Source organism: Legionella longbeachae, assembly GCF_004283175.1.
GTDB lineage: Bacteria > Pseudomonadota > Gammaproteobacteria > Legionellales > Legionellaceae > Legionella > Legionella longbeachae.
Genome location: NZ_RXNW01000004.1, coordinates 84,030 through 100,173 on the forward strand (window position 1 = coordinate 84,030; position 16,144 = coordinate 100,173).

Sequence of the window (16,144 nt, forward strand, 5' to 3'; positions counted from 1 at the left end):
ATAAATAGTGAATCTCTTGATGTTATTCCCTCAGTTTTAAAGTCATTATAAATTGGTATATTGGCATTGATGAAGTATAATTAACGAAGCATTGATATAAAATGCATAAGCCTTTATATCGCTTAACGAACGTTATCCCGTGATATGCATAGGTTTTACGCGGGATCGGGTTCTAAATAAAACAGCTTGATAAATCATTTTATTTTTTATATCGAGCAGACGTTTAACATTCTGGCATACTAAGTACTCAGCATGGGCTATCAAATTTATTCGTCACTGGGACCTAATTATGGAAGATCTTGATATACTTCTAAAGCCTTTCTGGGGTTCCGAAAAATGGATCCTTGAGGGATGGAACAAAATCACTGATGACGAAAGAAAAGACATCAAAAATCGAGTAGAAAACCTTTTTAAAAATGGTCTACCTTTTGAAATAAAATATGACAAGCTGCTGTATCTTTATGTTTTTTCGTTGATGGCGCAATTAGAGGTTCTGGGTATTCAGCTACCTATGCGTTTTGAAGATGAAATGCATAACCCGGAGCTAAAAAAACGAATGCGGGCACAATTAGTAGATGAAATTTATCACGCGATTGTTTTTACTAAAATTATATTTACCCTTTGTGCTCCTTATGCAACTCCTCCTGCTTATAATCAAGAAATTGAGCGCCTTTGTGAGTTTATTCGTGCTCAAGACTGTCTCAAAGTAGGCATGGTTGTTATGAACTTAGTATGCGAAGGCTTGGTTGAAGAGGTTTTTACCATTTTTCACAAATATGGTGTCGCAACTGAGCTTTTTGAACTGATTATCGAAGATGAACATCGACACGTTTGTGAAGCAGATTTGTATCGAGAAATAGGTTTACCGGATAAAGAAATCCTGGCGGAGAAACTGAGAGCATTAGAAGAGCTCCTCATTTCTGCCTTTTCATTACAGCCCAAGTATGATGTAGCACTCAGTGTATTAATCGGTCCAAGAGGGACTGGTGAATTTCTCATGGCTTTGCAGGACAAACACATTCGCCAACTAAAAAAAATAGATATGGTTCCAGGTGAGAAATGGGAGTTGGTCTTCCAGCTAGCCCCAGAAGCTTTAGCTGAATTAGAACCTCATAAAGAAGAATTAACTCGTGAAGCAGAGCTTGAAATCTATGAAGTGGAAATGACGCCACTGAAAAAAATTTTCATGTATGAGTTAAATGATCCTGGTGATCCTACCACAGTAGCCCAGTTTAGTATTGATATTAGCAATTTTGGTTATTTTGATAATAAATACCCCCCTGAATTGTTAACGCCCTTAATGATGCAAGCTGTAAGTCATATGGGGGCCACTGAAGATTCATTTCGAAATTTTCTAAGTTACAAAAAAATGTATCGTACCCGGGGTGCATATGTTGCGCTTTATCAGAAATTACCCGGTTGTGGCGATCATTTAGCGACCATCTTTTTCAGAGATTGCCATGAGCTAAGCCCGATTGAAATGCTCCCTCGAATTAAACGTACTATAGAGATGATGGTTTATTGCTATAAAAAAAGAGAGCAAGTTGAGAAAGAACACCCGGAACTTAAGCGACGTTTAGATGATTTGCTTTATGAATATGCTCATGATGTCTATCCTTGTCCAATTCCTGTCAGTTATGGAGCATATATAGCTAATGCTCAAGAATGCGGGTATGAGCAAGTAGTAGCTCCTTTATTAAAACAAACGAACCTACAGCTGACTCTTCTGGCTGCAGATCGAAAACCGGTCTGGAATAATGCAACACGATCATTTGAACCCAAAGATGTGTTACCCGTATCTCTTAGTGCAGACGGTCGAATTTTTGATGGAACCTTACCTGTTCCAAAGCTACTCAATGAATCCTTTCAATTAATGTTTGAAAAGATGAACGAACGAATGAATAGTCCGTTAAAGGATAGTGATATAGCAGAGAGTCTTTACAAGGAAAAAGCGGATAGAATTGCTGAAACTCTTTTAACCAAAGAAAAGATTAAACGTGGGGAAAAAATCGCTCAATATTTAGCGAGTAAAAAAATAGTACTCAAGGAAGCTCGCAGAATATTTGGAGATGATATCGAGGATTTCGAGTTATATGGCGAAAAATTATCCCAATACTCAGATTTTAAGAATATTGCCAATAATCTTTTGCTTGATTATCTGGGATTTAATGCAGAAGAAGCAGCGAAAAACGAAAAGCTTACGCGCATGATCGATAAAATGTTGGCCGAAAATGTAGAGATGGGATATCGCATACTGTCTACCTTACAAACTATATGGCTCGATTATGTAGATATAGAGGCTGTTTTTAATACCGCCTATAAAAAAGTAGCGCAAACGCGACTGATCAAATTGGCTAAATTTATTCCTACTATTGGCAAACGCTTAAAATACGATGATCCGGATGAGTGATGATTTATCCGTGTATAAGCCTTGAGCTTTTGCGACATAATCAACAATCCTTTTTAAAGCTGGAATCCAAGCGTTCTGTTGTTATCAAGCGGCTGCTAATGGATTAGTTGTGTTCAAGTTCAGCTAAAAATTATTCCGGTTTTCTTCGTCGTTATTTACGACACTCGGGTCGCTTTTGGTGATTTTATATTGTCGATAAAGCTGGCCGTCATCAAGGCTAGGGAATGGCTCTAACAAAAGAACGTTTGAAATAGTGCGCTGATAGAAATGGCGGCATGGATGGTATCTTGTACCGTGGAACAAAGCCACGGTATTTAGAATTGAGTACATATGGAAAATCCTGTCTTCCCTTATTTCATAGGCTCTGGTTGTGGGTAACCCATTGGATAGGTATTCTCTAGCGATTGCCCAGTACATGGTTGAGCAAAAAATCCAGGATATACGCTTGGTGCTGTTGGCCAGGAAACTGCGGTCGTATAAGGACTGCTTTCTCCTATAGGTGCATTGTATAGCGAAGCCGGAGGAGCGCTTGGTTCAAAACCAGGGGCAAAGGGTGGTTGAAAGCTTTCATTTGGAGTCAACCGAACGGATGAAATAGGAATTTGTCGGTTCAATTCTTTTTGCATTGCCAGCAATTGGGCCCACATTCCTGATCCTGGTTCTGGTTGGAATAAGCCCCTTTTGACTGCAAAAAATTTACCCAAAGGTGTTTGTTTTGATAGTGCTTGATTAACCAACTCCCTCTTCATAAATGGCGGCAAGGATTGAATATAGTTTAAAACACGCTCTTTATTGTTTCCATATTTACCTAAAACAGCCAGTGCTTCCGGTTCAAGGTATTCCTTTGATTTCACTCGCCATTCAGAACAATCTATAATATGCTCTTGTTTAATAGGAGGTAGATGTAATCGGCTTCCTCTAGCCAAGATGCCTGAACCGGCAAAAACTAATAATGCAGTTGCTTCGATATCTATATACTGCTGGTGTAGAAGATTATATAAAGGGGATTGACCTGAGTGGTTTACTTTTTTAGCATTGACTCCAAGTTTAAGTGCCAATGATATATGGCCTAGACAATTTGACATAACAGCATGTTGTAACAAATTATTGCCAAAAGAATCTTCGGAATCAACTTTTGCACCAGCTTGTATTAATACAGCGGCAGCCTCAAAATCTATTGGGTAATTATTCAATAAACATTGCAGTGGAGATAAACCTGCTTTATTTTGTTTTTGAATATCCATGCCTAGTTTTAATACTGCAGGAATCAGTGCATAAGCTTTGCAATAAATGACCAGATGAAGCAAAGTATCGCCATTGACATTGGGAGTATTAGGATTTGCCCCTGCTCGGATAAGTGCAGTAACTCCTGCTAAATTAAACTCTGACTGTGATAAGTAATCTCTTAACTCGACATCGTGGCTCATTTAAATTTCCTTATTAGATACTTAAAGTGGATCGTTATCTTTGAAAAAACTGTCGCCCCTCAAAATCTGGAGACTTACATTAAAATAATTGGTTCTTAAAAGGAAGTATTAAATAATCACATATCTTTGAGTTTCTTTATTGAAATTTTAATGAGGCTTAATAAGCAATACGAATATTTTAGATAATCAGTTATCTCCCTTTTAGTTACTGATAACTATACTATAAATTAAATCCGCCAAAAGGAATTGGTATGAAAAAAGAGATTTTTAATAAGAAAATTATTCTGCTGGGATTTGGCTCTATCGGGCAAGCAATATTACCCCTATTGATTAATCGATTAAATAGTTCTCCATCGCAAATTTTAATTATCACTGAGGAAGATTCTGGAATTTCCCTTGCCCAAAAATATGCGGTTAATTTTTTTATTCAAAAGATTACACAACAAAATTATGTGGAAATTATCGGTAGTCAACTTGCATCAGACGATTTAGTTATAGATGTTTCTATTGGTATTTCAAGTGCTTCTATGATTCAACTTTGTAATGAAAAACAGACATTGTATATAAATGCCTCTATAGAGGAGTGGGGAGAAAGTCTTTTTGAAAAGAATATTCCTGAAGAGCGAACCAATTATTGGTTACGGGAAACCATTTTAAAATTAAAAAAAACAATTAAAAAGACTGCGGTACTCACTCATGGCGCTAATCCTGGGTTGGTTTCTCATTTTGTAAAACAAGCTTTATTAAATATGGCCAAGGATAATAATCTTCAAATTTCTACCCCAAAAAATCAATTGGAGTGGGCTCAACTTGCCTCTTTACTAAATATCAAAGCAATACACATTGCTGAACATGATACACAAGTGACCCACTTCCCTAAAAAATTAGGAGAATTTGTTAATACATGGTCTATCAATGGATTTATCGAAGAAATGAAACAACCTGTGGAAATAGGATGGGGTAGTCATGAACGCCATTTTCCTATCGATGGCAAAATTCATTCGCAGGGAGAAAAATCCAGTATCTATATAGAACGCCCCAGTGGTAGCTTTAAAGTTCGTTCCTGGACTCCAAGCTTTGGTCCTTATCATGGATTTTTAATCACCCATCCCGAAACCACCTCAATTACGAGTTATCTAACTTTGCAACATGATCATGAACTTTTATATAGACCTACGGTGCTTTATGCTTATTGTCCTTGTCCTGATGCAATTTTATCGATTCATGAATTGCAAAGCAAAGAATGGTTGCCCCAAAAAAACCATCGCTTAATTGTTGACGAAATAGTTGAAGGGGTAGATGAACTTGGTGTCTTACTTATGGGGAATTCTAAGGGGGCTTATTGGTTTGGCTCTACTTTGTCCATAGAATCAACTCGTGAACTAGTTTCTCATAATAACGCAACGAGTTTACAAGTAGTTGCAGGCTTGATTGGTGGGATAATTTGGGCGATACAACACCCCAACCAAGGCTTAGTGGAGCCGGATGAGTTAGATTATGACGAAGTTCTGCAAAATGCGTTACCTTATCTTGGGAGGGTAGGCGGTTACTATACTGATTGGACTCCATTACAAAATAGGAAAAAATTATATTTTGAAGAATTGGATTTTTCAGACCCTTGGCAATTCATTAATATACAGTCAAATAAGTAAGTACAAAGTCTCATGTAAATACAGCGTCTAAACGCACGAAATAAACACTTAAAATTTTTCTGCATCGGCTGCTTCCCAATGAGCTCTATAACTCTCCGGAACTTCAGAGGTTAATAGTTGTCCTGGTGACAGGTATTCGTAGATCTCATTAAAAGACTTCACTTCTTGCACACTTACTCTTCTCATAATATGGCTGGGTTTCAAATCACTGGGATTGTCTAAGCCTAGCGATCCAACCATTTCTAAAAAGCTTTTCATGGTATTTTTATGGAAGTTTGCGACTCTATATTTTTTTTCATCCACAACCAAGCCATATTGCAAGCGTTTGCTTTGCGTTGCTATTCCAGTTGGACATGTATTGGCATTACATTGCTTGGTTTGTAAACAGCCTGAAGCTAACATCATCGCTCTTGCAGCATTACACATATCAGCTCCCAAGGCGATATTGGTTAGCAAATCAAATCCATTAGCCACCTTACCACTACAGATAATACGTATTTTATCCCGTACATTAATTCCTACTAAAGCATTATGCACAAAAACTAATCCAGCCTCTAAAGGGGTACCAATAAAATTGGTGTATTCTACGGGCGCAGCTCCTGTGCCTCCTTCCGCCCCATCAACTGTAATAAAGTCTGGCAGGATGTTGGTTTTTAACATGGCTTTACAGATTGCGAGAAACTCATCCCTGCGTCCAAGACATAGCTTGAATCCAACAGGTTTTCCATGAGATAAATCACGTAATTTTTTTATGAAATGGAGCAAACCAATTGGGGTACTAAACGCGGTATGTGCAATTGGCGATACTACATCCTGACCCATGGAAACTTTTCTGGCTTTGGCGATTTCTGCAGTAAGTTTAGCTGCTGGCAAGATTCCGCCATGAGAGGGTTTAGCGCCTTGAGAGAGTTTAATCTCAATCATTTTTACTTCTTTACGGTTTGCTTCTATGGCAAATTCCTTCTCATCAAAATTACCTTGCTCATCACGACAACCAAAATAAGCAGTTCCTATCTGAAATATAATATCTCCTCCTTGTAAATGATAGGGGCTTAGACCACCTTCACCAGTGGATTGAGCAAAACCACCAATCATTGCTCCTTTGTTCATGGCCATAATAGCCTTCCCTGACAGGGAGCCAAAACTCATGCCGGAGATATTAAATCGAGACGCATTATAAGGTTGTAAACAATCAGGGCCTCCAACAACAATTCTTGATTCTACTTCGGAATGATGTTTTGGAGCTAAAGAATGTAATGCCCATGTGTAGCCCAAACTTAAAATGTCACGTTCTGTTCCATAGGGTATGGTGTCGCGTGTATTTTTGGCACGCTCATAAATGAGCGAACGTGTCTCACGATTATAAGGAAGCTCACTTTCATCAGTAGCAATGAAATATTGTTGGATTTCAGGGCGCAGGAACTCTAAAAAATAGCGCACATGGCCCAAAACAGGAAAATTACGTAAGATGGTATGTTTCGTTTGTATTAAATCATAGATCCATATGACTATAATGGGTATAAGAAAAGCGATAAACCACCTAATATCACTCAGCATAATAAAAAACGCGAGAGCAATTAATAGAGCCACTCCAAAGCCTATATACCATTGGCGTCTCATTTTTAGTCCCTTTAATTGAAAATATTTAAGTAAAAATTAGCACGTAACGTAACAGTAATTAAAATTCGTTCAGAAAGACAACTAATCTGTTTCCGTGATGCTTTCAAGTAATTCTCCATCGACCATTTTATTGATTTTATTTTCTAATGAAGTAATAAATTGAGTGACTTGATGTTGCTGATAGGCCTGTTTATTTTTGCATATTATTAATTCATGGCTTATATCAAGAGCTGCAAGTAATAGAGTTTGCAGGTTATCAAGTTGTTTTGATTTCTTTTTATTAATAAGGATTTGGTTGTTTAATTTCTGTACTGCAAGGTGTAAATTAGCCTCTTCGCCTTCAGGACACTTGATTTCATAAGTTGCATTAAGCAATTTAATGGTGCATGTTTTCATATGAGTCATGATAATAGACCTTTGTTATTCCACTGTATGGTAAGAATAGTAACAATTTTGCTTGCAAGCAGCAATTAGAAGGGTGAACGCTTGCATTAAATCGGTTATTATGGAGATCACTTTATATTAATGAGTTGAATATGTCTGAGAAAGAACATTTGCATTTGCCTAATTATGACGAATTTTCCAAAAACATTAGTGTATTAAACTTACATATATCTGCCAGTTTATTGCATGGAGCGATGTGTGGCTATCTTTGTGCAGGTGCAGATATTCAGGGTGAAGCTTATTTGCGTGCCTTGTTGAATAATAAAAAGGATGAAACAAGCCGCAATGCTATTTTAGGGATGTTTGCTGTTTTTTCAATAAGCCAGCAGCAAATTTCCAGCCTGGACTTTGGGTTTGAAATGATGCTTCCTGATGAGTATGAGCCCTTATTGGTACGGGCGCAAGCTTTTAGTGAATGGTGCCAAGGGTTTATTGAGTCGTTGAAACTCGCAGGTATTGGCGTTGGACGATTCCATGATGAAGAAGCACAAGATGCCTTCCAACATCTTATCGAATTTGCCGAGCTTGATTGTGAAACAATAGATGTGGGTGAGGATGATGAACGTGCATTGATGGAAGTGAGCGAATACACTCGGATGGCAGTGCTGCGTTTGTATAGTGACCTGGTAATGGGTGAGCCTAGTGGGAATTCTGGAATAACGCACTAAACAAAAGGATTTTGATATGATTTCTCAACAAGAATATCAAGCAAGAAGAAAAAATTTCATGCAAAGGTTGCCTGAAGGAAGTATTGCTATTATCCCGGCAGCCCATGAGTCCTTACGCAATGGAGATGCGCATTATCGTTTCCGTCAAGAAAGTAATTTTTATTATTTGACCGGCTTCAATGAACCTGAATCACTGTTAATACTTATCTCGGGGAAAGATTCGCAAAGTATTTTATTTAATCGACCACGTAACCCAATGGAAGAACAATGGACAGGAAGACGTTTAGGCCAAGACGGTGCTCTGTCTGAATTAGCGATGGATGCCGCTTTTCCTATAGGTTGTATTGCCGACGAGTTACCTAAATTATTAATTGGGAAAACAGCAATTTATTATGCTCTTGCGCGTAATTCAGAAGTTGAAAAAATAATTATGCAGGCCTTGGATAAGGTGAAAAGCCAGGTACGACGAGGGGTAAAAGTACCTGAACAATTGTGTGATTTAGAACCTATATTAGGTGAAATGCGTTTATTTAAAAGTGACGCTGAACTGGAATTAATGCGTCGAGCTGCGCGTATTTCTGTTAAAGCTCATGAACAAGCCATGCGACGCTGTAAACATTTGGAGTATGAGTATCAGTTGGAAGCCGAGCTTCTTTATGAATTTAGCCGTCAAGGTTGTCGTAGTGTCGCTTATGATCCTATTGTCGGGGGAGGTGAGAATGCCTGTATTTTGCATTACACGAATAATAATAAACCCCTGCGACAAGGCGATCTGGTTTTAATTGATGCTGGTGGTGAATATGAAAATTATGCTGCTGATATTACCCGAACCTTCCCCGTAAATGGGGAATTTAGCCTGGAGCAGAAAAGTATTTATGAGCTGGTGCTCAAGGCACAAAAAGCAGGGATAGCAGTAGTGAAGCCAGGGCTTCCCTGGAATGAGATACAAAAAGTTATGTTAAGGATTTTAACAGAAGGTTTATGTGGATTAGGTATTTTACAAGGAAATGTTGAAGAATTACTTGCTAAGGAAGCCTATAAACCTTTCTATATGCATAATTCAGGGCATTGGTTGGGTTTAGATGTACACGATATTGGCCTTTATAAAATTAATGGTGAATGGCGTCCTTTGGAACCGGGAATGGTTTTAACCGTAGAACCTGGTTTATACATTAGTTCTAATACTCCGGGAGTAGATAAACGCTGGTGGGGTATAGGTGTTCGTATTGAAGATGATGTAGTAGTGACTAAAACAGGCCATGAGGTAATAACTGCGGCTTTGCCTGTAGATGTGCATGAGATTGAGGCATTAATGCGTGATTAATAGAGAAATTGATATACTGGTTATTGGTGGGGGGTTAACAGGTGCAACTTTAATGCTTGCTTTGCAAGGATTAGGTTATCGCACGTTATTGGTAGAAGCAAAACCATTTGGTGAGAAAATAAAGCCTGATTTTGATGCACGTTCATTAGCACTATCACCTGCTAGCCGACGCATACTTACTATGCTTGGTGTTTGGCAACATCTGAAAGCCCATGTGAGTCCCATAGAGATGATTCATGTTTCAGATCAACACCATTTTGGTGTTTCACGCTTACAAAGTCAAGGGCATGAACCTTTAGGTTATGTTGTTGAAATGCAGCATATTAACCAGGCTTTGCATCAATTAGTACCTCAAGATCAGCTTATAGCCCCCGCAACATTACAGTCTTTAGATTATGAGAAATGTTCGGCGACCGTACATACTGATTTAGGAGAAGTTACGATTGCGGCTCGTTTAATTGTTGCAGCAGATGGAACCCAATCAGGGGTGCGCCGCTTTTGTAATTTATCGACTCAAGTGAAACAATACAACCAGCATGCCCTTGTTGCCAATATAGGTTTACTCAAGCCGCACCAGCAACGTGCCTATGAGCGATTTACAGTTCATGGCCCCTTAGCGCTCTTGCCCATGCAAAACGATCGAATGTCTTTAGTATGGGCAATGCCTCCTAAGGAGGCAGCACATATGTTGTCTTTATCAGATACCGATTTTTTAAAACAACTACAACACGCTTTTGGTTATCGTGCAGGTCGATTTGATAAAATAGGTAAACGATTTTCTTATCCTCTGCAGCAAGTTTTAATGCCGCAGCAAATTCGCTGGCCTATTGTTTTTGTGGGCAATGCAGCACATACATTACATCCTGTTGCAGGCCAGGGATTTAATTTAGGGCTTAGGGATGTGGCAATGTTAGCCCAATGCATCGCAGAGCAAGGACTGACCGCAGAAATGCTTTTGCATTATGTGCAATTAAGAGCACACGATCAAAAAGCAATTACTTGTTTAACTGATGGTTTAATTCAAGTATTTACCAGCCGTTTACCCGGCATGGGTTTGGTGCGTGGTTTAGGATTGATGGCACTGGATAATATTCCTGTTTTGAAAAATCTTTTAGCACGATATACGCGTGGTTTTGGGGGAGCAATTCCCGATTTAGTGTGTGAAATTGCCTTGGCTGAGGCACAAAAACACGCTCCGTTTGAAATTTCGGAGAAAAAATGAGGCAGGAATTTAATGTATTAGTAGTTGGCGGTGGTATTGTGGGATTAACTTCCGCTTTAGCTATGGCGCAACGTGGCTATACTGTTGCCATTATTGATGCAGGATCCTTAAAAACTGATGCATTATGTGCTGATACACGTGTTTATGCTATTAATCATGCCTCTCAAATGTTGTTACAACAATTAAATGTTTGGCATCATTTGGAACAATCAAGAATTTCCCCTTATTGTCGCATGCATGTTTGGGACTCAGTTAGTGGTGCGCATATTGATTTTGATTCACGCTATGTTGCAGAACAAAATTTGGGTTTTATTATGGAAGAGTCCGTTCTTAAAAACGCTTTATTCAAACAAATTGCGTTGCATCCAGCAATTCATCTATTTCCAAATCGTTTTGTGGAGGAAATAAGCTTTGATGATGATGGAGTTACGGCAAGCAACACAAAGCAAAGCTGGAAAGGGCTGCTCTTAATGATCGCTGATGGAGCACAGTCCCCAGTACGGAAAAAACTAAAAGTTGCATTAACAAGTTGGTCTTATGACCAACAGGCTTTGGTCGCAACAGTGTTTACTGAAAAGGAACACAAGCAAACTGCTTATCAAGTGTTTCACCCTGATGGTCCCTTGGCATTTTTACCGCTTGCAGATCCACATCAATGTTCCATAGTTTGGTCCACGAAGCCTAATCATGCGAAAGAATTAATGAGTCTTTCTGATCACGAATTTAATAAATCACTTACCCAGGCTTTTGCGAAGCGATTAGGTAAAGTAGAAGTCATTAGTGCGCGCCATCAATTCTCTTTGCATATGAGGCATGCACACCAATATGCAGGTAAGCGTTGGCTGCTTCTTGGGGATGCAGCACATACAATTCATCCTTTGGCGGGTTTAGGCTTAAATGTTGGATTAGCTGATGTAAGCTCCTGGCTCCACTGTCTGGATGCGGTTTCTGGGGGTATTTGTTCGAAGAAGGCATTAGGCGCTTATCAACGCGAACGTAAGGCAGCTGTATGGCAAATTATATTGCTTATGGAAGGATTTAAGCGCTTATTTGGTAATTCTTTTGGTCCTGTGGTTACCTTGCGTAGTTTGGGCTTGGGATTTTGTAACGGATTTACCCCTATAAAGCGTTTATTTATTCAACACGCCCGAGGCGTGTCATCATATTGAACGGATATTAATTTCATTAGGAGCTCGTCATGCCACGCATTTATTGCGAATCCATTATCTCATTATAGGACCCATGGGGTATAGGGGTGTTTATCGGATGGGCTCTCAGATACATTTTCTTTTCCTCCTTGGAGCTCCACTTCTCCATTTTGAAGATCATCAGCGGGGATGGTCTCGTAGCGTTGAGTTGCATTTAAAAAATCTGGATTAATCTCTGTTATGGGCACTGATTCCCAATATTTAGAAGTTAAAATTTCTAAATGTTCCCCATATTTGGAGAGAGCCTCCTTTAACTCACTGGATTCTTTTACATGCCCTCCGCAACCTACTTTTTTTCTGCGGTCTGGTGCTTAATGAGCCGTGCCGGGGTAGCAAGAATTTGTGCATGATAATAATCGAAAATGGGATTTGGAATGTCATTGGTTTTTTTACAAAGCAAAGAAGCCTCCTTCATCTCCTCCCTGTTATGAATAGGAGAGGATATCGTTAAAAAATGATTCAAAATTCTGCTGTTCATTCGAAGATATATTTTTTCCCATTTAAATACTCTGCTTCAGCATATGATTGTTATCATTTAAACACTAAGTATTGTATTTATGCAATGCAATTTATTTATATCTTATATCGAATGGGCTGATAAAGGAGAAAATTCAGCCTCCAATGGATAGGTATGCCTCGCTACGGAATTTGTCTTTATTTTTTCATGAAATTTTCTGAATCAGGTAATTTTCAGTCTTGTTCAGATGTTTTTGGTGGTCAAATACAATCTAAACCCGATCTGGGTCAGGCTATGCCACCGATTCTCCGGATAGGTTCTAATTCATATGAGGCTTATCATTCGATTTTTCTATTTTTATTATTGGATCTTGAGTCAATTGAGACGTTAATTCATTGGCTTGTTTTTGTACTTCTTTTATAGGGGACGAGAAATGCTTAACCTCAGATTGAATCGCTTGAGAACCAGATTTTTTAATGAGGGGCACTTTTTTAGGGCATGGACTATCAGGCATTTCCTTGACAGCGTCCTTAAGCTTAGTTGCAATATCCATTGCCACGCTGACAGGTTCGACAAATACATCTTTACGAAATCCTGACGTAATTAAGCGACTAAAAAAATTTTTAACTTTAATGAGAAAGTCTGAAAATGAGAGTGGGGTATTTTGTTCTTTAATTTGAATCTCAGTACATATTTGCGCACATTCCTTTTTAAATTCCTTGTTCTTTTTTATTCCTTTGTTCCAACTTTTATAGAGCTCATCAAGTGATTTAAGTTGCTCAGGATATCTTTCCTTACTTTTAGGATCTTGATTTAGTTGATTTATAAGTACGCCACAATAGTGGAGCATTTGTCTTTGTTTTTCTTCGCGCATGTTTTTCTCTTGAGCTTTTTGAACTAGCTCTTGATGCATCATTGATTTTATGGCAATTCCTTGAGCATATTCTTGAGCTTTATGAAATTCATGGGCGGTGTCATCAATAATCGCATAATCCAATTTAATGTTTGCTTGGGCAAAAATGGATTGAATGTGCGAGTCTTTAAAGATATCGATGACTTCATTATAACTGTGGTAACCGTCTTTAATGTATGCCGAAGTCCATAACATTATGATGTTATTTATTTTTTTCTCAAGATTTGGATCTGCTTTATGTTTCTCCATATATTTTTGTAGCACCACAACTAAAGAGTAAGTTGTGCCTGATAATGAAGCCACAAAAGGGACTTGAGGATTTGATTTTGAGTAGCCAGCAGCCTTTTTCTCATCGATGACTATTTTATCTATTTTTTTAATCGGGACTGTATTATCCAAAAAATTAGGAGAATTTGGTTTCATAATACCAGGATTGGCTGTTAGTACTTGTCCTAACTCTTCTCGGGAGCGATCTTTTTTCTTATAGATTGGTGATTGATCCTTTAAGCCTAGTTCGACGTTATCATTAAGCATCACGAATGCTAAAACTAGCTTTCGTGCTTCTTCAAAAGTATTAATTTTGGTGAGATCATTGATTGTGTATTCAGGCCTTACTTCGTTATATGCTTCGTTTAAATCATCAAAAATGGAACAATCAAAATCATTTCTCAAGATGGATTCAAGATGTTCTGCATACAAGACTTCATAAAATCGTCGACTTTCATTGTCTTTAGGGGCACTTGTTATCTGGGAGGCTTTAGTTATCAAACGTTGAACAACGTTTGAACCTAATAGTGTTTCATTCTCTTGACACAGCCTTAAAATATTTTCTATAGCTTCTTTATATTCCAGTTCCAAATAGTGTTTTTGAATTTGTTTCGAAAAGGCAGGATAATTTTTATGATTACCTAGTTTTTTTTCAATAAGCTTGGAGGAAAGTAAAATGAAATCTGACTCATCTAATTTAGGATAATCCAAGGCCAAAAGAAGACCACTTTCAATTTTTGTATATGACATATTAAAGCGCTAAAAAATAATTAATAAGTTTAAATATAGACCATGAAAAGTTAACCGGATATATTAAGCACGAAGAGCATTATATATAGGGCATCTTTTTTTGACTACATATTGGCCTAAATGATAACATATGGATCATTTTATTGGAAGTCTGCTTTTTAATCATTTTATACGCAAGAGGAAAACTAAATGCCTAATTTTACGGAAACTCCGAATCCAGCTAAACCAGGTGTCTTTAATATCCAATTAACTCGATCGGCGGTTGGCAAACCAAAACCTGATGTTACAGATAAAGAATATCCAGTCGTTGCTTATTATCCAGAGAGTGTATTGGAGGGCTTTCAGGCAATCATTAAAGAAAGTAGCTTATGTGGACAAGAATTCTATAATCCCTTCACAGAAGAGATGGAACGGTTTCCCGAACATCCAACTGAATTTACTGTGAGACATTTACAATTTTTAGCACGCAATGAAAGCAGTAATGTCAGTGGTATTATGGATTGTAGCTTATACGGGGGGCTCCTGACCGAAGACCAGATTGCACGTATTCGATGTTTAGTTAAAGGATCGGCGGTTGTTGGTAAGGTTACAGCAACCAAGGCATATGGCTTTGGCCGCAAGGTAGAGGAATTACCTAAACCAGAAGATGTAATTGTTATTGATCAAATTGGACTTCAGTGGCAGGGCGATTTGCGAAATACAGGTGGCATGTTTTTTTATCCTCAAGACTCAGAGATTGAAAAATTACCTAAGAACTATGCTGCATGGCAAAATGATATGTTTTTTCAGATGTATGGTGTTGAAAGGAGAGATCAACCATCTAAAGAAAATTCATTGGAATTGCAATGGGGGCCTAGCTTGGATAGCGACTTAAGAGTGCGGGGTGTGCTTGATTTAGATGGTGTGCGTTGGGGAATTATGCATGAATTTCATCAGGCATTGGCAGGTTTGGTTAATTACAGTCACACGCTCTCAGAAGATTCAAACCCAATTAACTTTAAATTTCTTAAAGCAGGAATGGGTTTTTTTAGTGCGGGTCTTTATGATCTTGATTTTAATTATCCTCTCACTGCACTTCAAAATGATGGTCTTGCACAAGTTGAATTAGCTCGCTTAAAAGGCATATTGTCTGCTCTGGAAAGCTACCCTTCTGATACCAATTTCGGAAAGGTTAGGCGCTTGAATTTACCTTTTAGTGCTCAAGTACCAGATAATGCAAGCCCAGAAGTTGCAAATCAATATGGGATAATTCTCAAGGCAATAAAAAATGAGTGTAGGCGATTAAATCTGGAGTGGGGTACTGATCGAGTTGAAGATGCTTTAGCACCTGTACCAGGATATATTAATGCGGTAACTAATTGTGCTGATCCTCATGCATTGATTGGAAATGAAGGTAAGTACTCAAGTGTTGATGCAGCGATTTCCAGCAATATTCCCAATATCCATCTACTAAATTCGGCCTATAACGTTCATATCCATGGTTACCCTTTAACTCCGGGATTTACTCTGCCAAAACGAAGCAAGCCTGAAGTGATACCGCAAACGGATGTTTCTTTGTTTGGGTATGTACAAAAGCTTGCTACAGGTCTGGTAGATAGTTGGACTAAAAATACACCCATTCCAGAAAAAAATGTAGTGATAAAGTCCAATAAAGTAGGTTTTTTTGATTCTTTATCTACTCCAAAAAGAGGCGAGATTGAAAATATATCGAAAGTAATACCTGAGAAGCAAGGTGATAGCCCAAATCCTAGGTAAAAACAGCGAAGGTATTTCCTCGGTTAA

13 protein-coding genes are annotated in these 16,144 nt (G+C 38.3%); 7 read left to right on the forward strand and 6 right to left on the reverse strand.

Features of this window, described 5'->3' with window-relative positions; translation table 11 throughout:
- Positions 1-289 precede the first annotated feature (289 nt).
- The gene (locus tag EKG34_RS05085; protein ID WP_003634067.1) at positions 290-2,410 is read left to right on the forward strand and encodes a hypothetical protein; all 2,121 of its coding nucleotides are present in this window, start codon (positions 290-292) and stop codon (positions 2,408-2,410) included.
- A gap of 350 nt (positions 2,411-2,760) precedes the next feature.
- On the opposite strand, the gene EKG34_RS05090 is transcribed toward EKG34_RS05085, so the two are convergent.
- Positions 2,761-3,837 carry an ankyrin repeat domain-containing protein gene (locus EKG34_RS05090; RefSeq protein ID WP_003634068.1) on the reverse strand — a complete coding sequence of 359 codons (1,077 nt, stop codon included), beginning with the start codon at positions 3,835-3,837 and terminating at the stop codon, positions 2,761-2,763.
- Between the two features lie 251 nt (positions 3,838-4,088).
- On the opposite strand from EKG34_RS05090, the gene EKG34_RS05095 reads away from it, so the two are divergent.
- Entirely contained in the window at positions 4,089-5,489 is a 1,401-nt protein-coding gene (locus EKG34_RS05095; protein ID WP_003634071.1) for a saccharopine dehydrogenase C-terminal domain-containing protein, read from the forward strand.
- Between the two features lie 48 nt (positions 5,490-5,537).
- On the opposite strand, the gene EKG34_RS05100 is transcribed toward EKG34_RS05095, so the two are convergent.
- The gene (locus EKG34_RS05100) at positions 5,538-7,109 is read right to left on the reverse strand and encodes an FMN-binding glutamate synthase family protein (RefSeq protein WP_003634073.1); all 1,572 of its coding nucleotides are present in this window, start codon (positions 7,107-7,109) and stop codon (positions 5,538-5,540) included.
- An 81-nt stretch (positions 7,110-7,190) separates the two neighbouring features.
- Positions 7,191-7,514, reverse strand: coding sequence for a cell division protein ZapA (locus EKG34_RS05105; RefSeq protein ID WP_003634075.1), 324 nt, complete (start codon positions 7,512-7,514; stop codon positions 7,191-7,193).
- 131 nt (positions 7,515-7,645) lie between these two features.
- Here EKG34_RS05105 and EKG34_RS05110 point away from each other — a divergent pair, with 131 nt between their 5' ends.
- From EKG34_RS05110 to EKG34_RS05125, 4 genes are read left to right on the forward strand one after another with little or no spacing between them, the layout of a single operon-like run.
- Positions 7,646-8,221, forward strand: coding sequence for a UPF0149 family protein (locus EKG34_RS05110; protein WP_003634077.1), 576 nt, complete (start codon positions 7,646-7,648; stop codon positions 8,219-8,221).
- Positions 8,222-8,237: 16 nt separating this feature from the next.
- Positions 8,238-9,545, forward strand: a complete 1,308-nt coding sequence (gene pepP, locus EKG34_RS05115; protein ID WP_003634079.1) for a Xaa-Pro aminopeptidase — start codon at positions 8,238-8,240, stop codon at positions 9,543-9,545.
- A complete protein-coding gene (gene ubiH / locus EKG34_RS05120) occupies positions 9,538-10,767 on the forward strand; it encodes a 2-octaprenyl-6-methoxyphenyl hydroxylase (RefSeq protein WP_003634083.1) in 1,230 nt (409 codons plus the stop codon). The genes pepP and ubiH overlap by 8 nt, the downstream gene beginning before the upstream one ends.
- On the forward strand, positions 10,764-11,936 hold the full coding sequence (locus tag EKG34_RS05125) for an FAD-dependent oxidoreductase (RefSeq protein ID WP_003634086.1): 1,173 nt from the start codon (positions 10,764-10,766) through the stop codon (positions 11,934-11,936). The genes ubiH and EKG34_RS05125 overlap by 4 nt, the downstream gene beginning before the upstream one ends.
- Positions 11,937-11,998: 62 nt before the next feature.
- Here the strand turns inward: EKG34_RS05125 and EKG34_RS18175 are convergent, their stop codons facing one another.
- The 3 genes from EKG34_RS18175 to EKG34_RS05130 form a co-directional block, all read right to left on the reverse strand.
- Entirely contained in the window at positions 11,999-12,163 is a 165-nt protein-coding gene (locus EKG34_RS18175; protein ID WP_003634088.1) for a hypothetical protein, read from the reverse strand.
- 98 nt (positions 12,164-12,261) lie between these two features.
- Positions 12,262-12,390 (reverse strand): hypothetical protein, encoded by a 129-nt coding sequence (locus EKG34_RS18820; RefSeq protein ID WP_003634090.1) that lies wholly within the window; start codon positions 12,388-12,390, stop codon positions 12,262-12,264.
- A gap of 361 nt (positions 12,391-12,751) precedes the next feature.
- Complete coding sequence (locus tag EKG34_RS05130) at positions 12,752-14,362, reverse strand: hypothetical protein (protein ID WP_003634092.1); 1,611 nt, start codon at positions 14,360-14,362, stop codon at positions 12,752-12,754.
- 189 nt (positions 14,363-14,551) lie between these two features.
- Between EKG34_RS05130 and EKG34_RS05135 the strand changes: the two genes are divergently transcribed.
- Positions 14,552-16,117, forward strand: a complete 1,566-nt coding sequence (locus tag EKG34_RS05135) for a hypothetical protein (RefSeq protein ID WP_012979536.1) — start codon at positions 14,552-14,554, stop codon at positions 16,115-16,117.
- Positions 16,118-16,144 lie beyond the last annotated feature (27 nt).